General features: G+C 44.1%; 7 protein-coding genes. 2 read left to right on the top strand and 5 right to left on the bottom strand.

Annotation, left to right across the window (positions count from 1 at the left end):
- Positions 1-355: 355 nt before the first annotated feature.
- Together ACOTXR_RS24940 and ACOTXR_RS24935 are read right to left on the bottom strand one after the other, a co-directional pair.
- On the bottom strand, positions 356-742 hold the full coding sequence (locus ACOTXR_RS24940; protein WP_045891078.1) for a helix-turn-helix domain-containing protein: 387 nt from the start codon (positions 740-742) through the stop codon (positions 356-358).
- Complete coding sequence (locus ACOTXR_RS24935; protein ID WP_045891077.1) at positions 742-933, bottom strand: Rop family plasmid primer RNA-binding protein; 192 nt, start codon at positions 931-933, stop codon at positions 742-744. The genes ACOTXR_RS24940 and ACOTXR_RS24935 overlap by 1 nt, the downstream gene beginning before the upstream one ends.
- Positions 934-1356: 423 nt before the next feature.
- On the opposite strand from ACOTXR_RS24935, the gene ACOTXR_RS24930 reads away from it, so the two are divergent.
- A complete protein-coding gene (locus ACOTXR_RS24930; protein WP_072052415.1) occupies positions 1357-1500 on the top strand; it encodes a replication initiation protein in 144 nt (47 codons plus the stop codon).
- Positions 1433-1762 (top strand): hypothetical protein, encoded by a 330-nt coding sequence (locus tag ACOTXR_RS24925; protein WP_180259235.1) that lies wholly within the window; start codon positions 1433-1435, stop codon positions 1760-1762. Before ACOTXR_RS24930 ends, ACOTXR_RS24925 begins: the two co-directional genes overlap by 68 nt.
- 75 nt (positions 1763-1837) lie before the next feature.
- Here ACOTXR_RS24925 and ACOTXR_RS24920 read toward each other — a convergent pair whose 3' ends face one another.
- From ACOTXR_RS24920 to ACOTXR_RS24910, 3 genes are read right to left on the bottom strand one after another with little or no spacing between them, the layout of a single operon-like run.
- A complete protein-coding gene (locus ACOTXR_RS24920; RefSeq protein ID WP_131657980.1) occupies positions 1838-2389 on the bottom strand; it encodes a hypothetical protein in 552 nt (183 codons plus the stop codon).
- A 7-nt stretch (positions 2390-2396) separates the two neighbouring features.
- Complete coding sequence (locus tag ACOTXR_RS24915; RefSeq protein ID WP_045891080.1) at positions 2397-3038, bottom strand: hypothetical protein; 642 nt, start codon at positions 3036-3038, stop codon at positions 2397-2399.
- An 8-nt stretch (positions 3039-3046) separates the two neighbouring features.
- The gene (locus ACOTXR_RS24910; RefSeq protein WP_045891079.1) at positions 3047-3715 is read right to left on the bottom strand and encodes a hypothetical protein; all 669 of its coding nucleotides are present in this window, start codon (positions 3713-3715) and stop codon (positions 3047-3049) included.
- Positions 3716-4928: the final 1213 nt, after the last annotated feature.

Here is a 4928-nt window from a genome sequence, read left to right as displayed (position 1 = left end):
CTGCTCGCGGGTATACAGGTGTGTGGATCCGGCACCAGTGCCGGATTATGTGACATGTAAGCCACTGAAAAATAGCGATAGCCACAATCCGGCGATATGACAGTGCCGGTACCGACACCTGGAGGTGTGCTAAATGTGTGATACTTTTCGGGGTAAATGTAAATCTCCTGAAATATTTAAGATTATATTACTGATATAGAAGACAAAATCTGCAAGACGAAGTCTTGCGTGGGGTGTGATGTTTTGACCCTGAAGACACAGAGCGGCGATCAGGCTGTGTGGACAGCCTGAAAAAACAGGTTTGGGCTAAGTCATTCAATAAATCAGACAAGCCTCGCCGGCTACTGAGGCGTTCTCAGCGTTTCCAGAACTTCCACCAGGGTGAGTCCCCGGTATGCCTGTGCTCGATCAGCAGCATCGCTTGTTTGAGGCTATCGATGTGTGAATCCTTGGCGGAAACTAACGTTTTCAGGTGTTCCACTTCCTGCCGCAGCTGTGCAATAACCTGTTCACTCTGCGCGGAAATACCTGTATCAGAGTGTTCAGAAACCTGTGCAGCTCCCTGTTCAGACGGGCGATGCTCAAGAGGGCCAAAAACACGGATAAGTTCCGAAACATCGACCATTCTGGCGTTCCTTGCACCATGACAGGTGGACAGTTCACCTGTTTTAATCAACCTGTGCAACGTTGTCCGACTCTTCCCGGTCAGCCGTGCGGCCTCACTGATCGATATCTTGGCCATTAACCTGCATCCTGTAGAGCATTTAACCGCCCATAGAGAGTCCTGCAGAGCATCTCTGCATCCTCATGGAGTTTTTCACACATGTCCGCTTCCATGTCGAGGTTGAGCTCATTCAGCTTCTCCAACAACAAAAGGGACTGCCCTTGGATGAACTTCGCCATATTAAGCGCGGTTTTCTCTTGTTTCGTCATTAGCAGGCCTCAGTACGTACGTGCTTAATGTGGGGACTTGCTCCATTCTGCTTCCTCGCCCGTTCGCTCGCAAGGCTCGGTCACGGGTCTGCGGCGAGCAGTACAGACTGTCAAGGTTACCCACAAATTCAGTGGATAACCTGCAGGGAAAGGTGTGAGGGAAAAGTAAGGCTGCGGCGAAGCCGTTTTTCCATAGGCTTCGCCCCCCTGATAAGCATCACAGAATCGGACGCTCAAATCAGTGGTGGCGAAACCCGACAGGACTATAAAGATCCCAGGCGTTTCCCCCTGGTAGCTCCCTCGTGCGCTCTCCTGTTCCTGCCTTTCGGTTTACCGGTGTCATTCCGCTGTTATGGCCGCGTTTATCTCATTCCACGCCTGACACTCAGTTCCGGGTAGGCAGTTCGCTCCAAGCTGGACTGTATGCACGAACCCCCCGTTCAGTCCGACTGCTGCACCTTACCCGGTAACTATCATCTTGAGTCCAACCCGGAAAGGCATGAAAAAACACCATTGGCAGCAGCCACTGGTAATGGGTTCGCAGAACAAAGAAGTGTTGAAGTGTGAGGCAAATTACAGCTACACTGTTAGAACGAATTCGGTTTCTGTGCTCTGCGAAAGCCAGTTACCACGGTTCAGAAACTTGCCGGTTAATGAACCCTCGAAAAACCACCTTGCCGGGTGGTTTTTTCGTTTACAGAGCAGGAGATTACGACTGATTGCCAAGGATCTCAAGAAGATCCTTTATGGATTATTGTTTGATCCACTGTCGTACGTAACATTAGGCGCTATGAAAGGTGGAACGCTGTTAGTTCATGATGCTTTTTAAAGACCGCCGTGTAAGCCGGTCTCTTATTGGGTATTGGTCTACTGCGTCGGTAGTCAAAAATTTAATTTCAAAAAATCATTCATACACTTTGCTGAAACCGCTCTTTAATATTAATGCGTTTCCTGCCTCACTAGTTTTTGGTATAAATTGATTTATACAGGACTTTATACTTCCAAGGTCTATTTTTTTTAACTGGGTTTTCTGAATGATTTCATTTCCATTTCTTACACCAGAAACTTTCCTATTAATCATTAATCCTAGTGCGCTAACACTATTCATATCCAAACCGACTATATTGTAATGCATTGATTTAACATCAGATATCAAAGATTCTCCGTCTTTCTGATCAACAGCTAAACCACATGATTTAATATCATCATCACTAAAAATAACACAATCAATCGGAGATAAGCTTCCACCGTTCGTGGCTAAGGTAGCGACAATTTTTTTATCATTGTCACTAGCTAAAGTTTCACTATCGATTTTCCATATGGACAAGGTATTACCTGAAGTCTTACAGCAATTGGTAACCCCATCGGTACCTAAGGTACTGGCATTCACCGTATGACTAACCGGGTTTTTCCAATCCCATTTAGATTTTGTCACCTTCCTAATATAAATAGCCATTGTAAACTCACTCTTCAGCATATTTCTTCAGGTTGCAAATAACTTTTTCTTTATAATCATTGAGAAAATCGTACTCAAAATCCCTGATTTGTTTTGCTACATCTAATGCATCTCTATCCTTACCATATTTATCTAAAAGTGATAGAGCTCCCTCAGCTGCACTGACATCCTTATGAGAAAGAAACATCTGAATAATAGGAAGCGCAATATTATCAATATCGTGTTCTTCCAAAGACATTAGAAGTGCAAAAAACTTCTCAATGATATCACTATCAGAAGTATAAACCCGTCTAGTTGCCATGTTTATAAATGCCATTTGAGCTTCAGATTTACTTCGCCTAAATATATTTTCTACAACATATTTTAATTCTGGAGTATCTCCATACCCAAAATCCTCAGACACTAACATAGTATAAACAAAGGACATTATTTTATCTAACTCATAGGAGTCCTCTGACTTTAAGTTCATACCACGACTATTATTGTCAGTTAATTCAACATATGTATTAACCCCGGTCGATGATTTATTACTCTCATAATCTTTTATATAAACTTTATTTAAGTAATTCAAAACCACCTGGTCATAGTATGAATCTACTTTGGCGATATTGTCTTGAACCCAGTTTTTATTTGTATAGATATGAGCCATAAGCCACCTCAAGCCAATACTATATCAATATTTTCAACAGCCATATCAACGAGTTGCGCAGCCAAGCCATTTGAAACCTCGAACCTTTCCGATGCGTTTTCTGGAGCGGTGTTGACATCCAGCTGAACTACAACAGCATCAAAACTTTCGGTTGGGTTAGCTGAGTTCATAACCGGGCCTCGGCTCAAAGAAGTAACAATGTTCAATATTTCAGAATTTATCTGTGTTTTTTTTGCTTGACGAACGTTCCATTCAAAACAAACATCGGAAGCACCATCACTAAGATATTTACTGTACATTTTAGAATTGTATGATTGAGTCGCTTTCTCAATAGAAGTAACAACAGAAGCAATACGCCACGCTTTTGTATTCGATTTGATTTTTGATAAAGCACTTACTATAAAATCCAGTTTAGCGATGACTTGTTCTTTACTAGGCCTTACATCCCTATACAACATATTTATATTAATAGCTTCAGACGAAAATAAAACAGCGATATTATCAAAGTCATTAATACCTACCATTCGAATTACTTTTCGAACGCCATTAGGCGATACCTCATCGGCATAACTTGGGAGAAAGTTATTTTCAAAAGCTGTAATTAATGGAAAGATACTTTCAGGGGAACTATCAACGAATCTTTCTCTGACAAAATAACTAAATTGAAACTCAAACATAAAAACTCCTTTTTGTTTTTGAACATACACGAGCAATCATAACCCGCAAACGCCCGTCATTTAGCTAGGCGTTCAATGATGGTTATTGTATATCACAATTTAGTTATTTTATTGACTCGACGCTCTTATTTCATCATCAAAGCATAAGAATAGGCATAATTACTTAGAGTATGAGTATTCTACGCAAACGAATCAGAGATCAGATGCAATGATTTACCATAACGCCTCATTACGCGCACCGCTCAGACGGCCTGAGCGCGTTTCTGACGGGAACCGGGTAAAATAGGCAACAAACCCCCAACAAACCCGCCAGACACGCAGGGGCTGAATTCTGGCACAATGAATGCTTATGCAGCCAGGTGAATGGCTCTGATTCCGGCGCCGGACACACCCCGTAACCTCTCTTTTTCACACTTTCCGGGCCTGCCGGCGTGCATTTCTGGCAGGTGATTTTGCGCATGCGCAAAATCACGCTGAGAAAAAGGAAGTGGTGAACGGGCGCGCAATTTATTGCGTGACCGCAAAGCGCTTGCCGGGTGTCGGGGCGGCGAGCCCTGACAGGAACACTTGCCATGCCGCGTGTGTGCGGTATTACAAATGCACATTCTGTCCCGGAGTGGACACCAAAAGACAGCCCAAAAAAAACCGGGCGAGCCGCCCGGAAGGTAAATCAAGTTAGATTAGATTACTCTCTCATCCATAAGAGCATCCCGCAACGACGACCATCATCCCTGACGGCCGCCTCGTTTAAGTATGGACAGAAATGCAGAAAATGCTCAGGACGAAACGTAATGAATCCGGACGGATTCAAGAAATTCAAGCATGACTGTCCTTGCTGTCGGCTCTGTTTCAGACAAAATCTGTCGGTATGCATCCAGCATCATGCCTCCCGCATCCCCCCCGGCACGCCGGAGGCAACCGGAAACGACGGAAACTAGCAGGTGTCGCTCATCATCACTAAGAGTCATCAGGTCCCCAGAAGAAAAACCAAACATGGCTATATCCTGTTAACGGCAACGCAGAAGAAAGGTTTACAGGGTAGCGGCCAGGAATGAAAAAAAAACACAGACAGTCCGGAACCTCAGCTGAACCGGTACAGGCGGGTTTCGGGGCGCAGCCCTGACCAGAGTATTTGTGATGCCATCGCGTACGCGGTATTACAAATGCACATCCTGTCCCGTGGCGCTGACACCCTCAAAAAAACTGAAGCCGT

Source organism: Enterobacter cloacae complex sp. IR53030 (assembly GCF_049238365.1).
GTDB lineage: Bacteria > Pseudomonadota > Gammaproteobacteria > Enterobacterales > Enterobacteriaceae > Enterobacter > Enterobacter kobei.
This window is presented reverse-complemented; position numbering and strand designations above follow the sequence as displayed.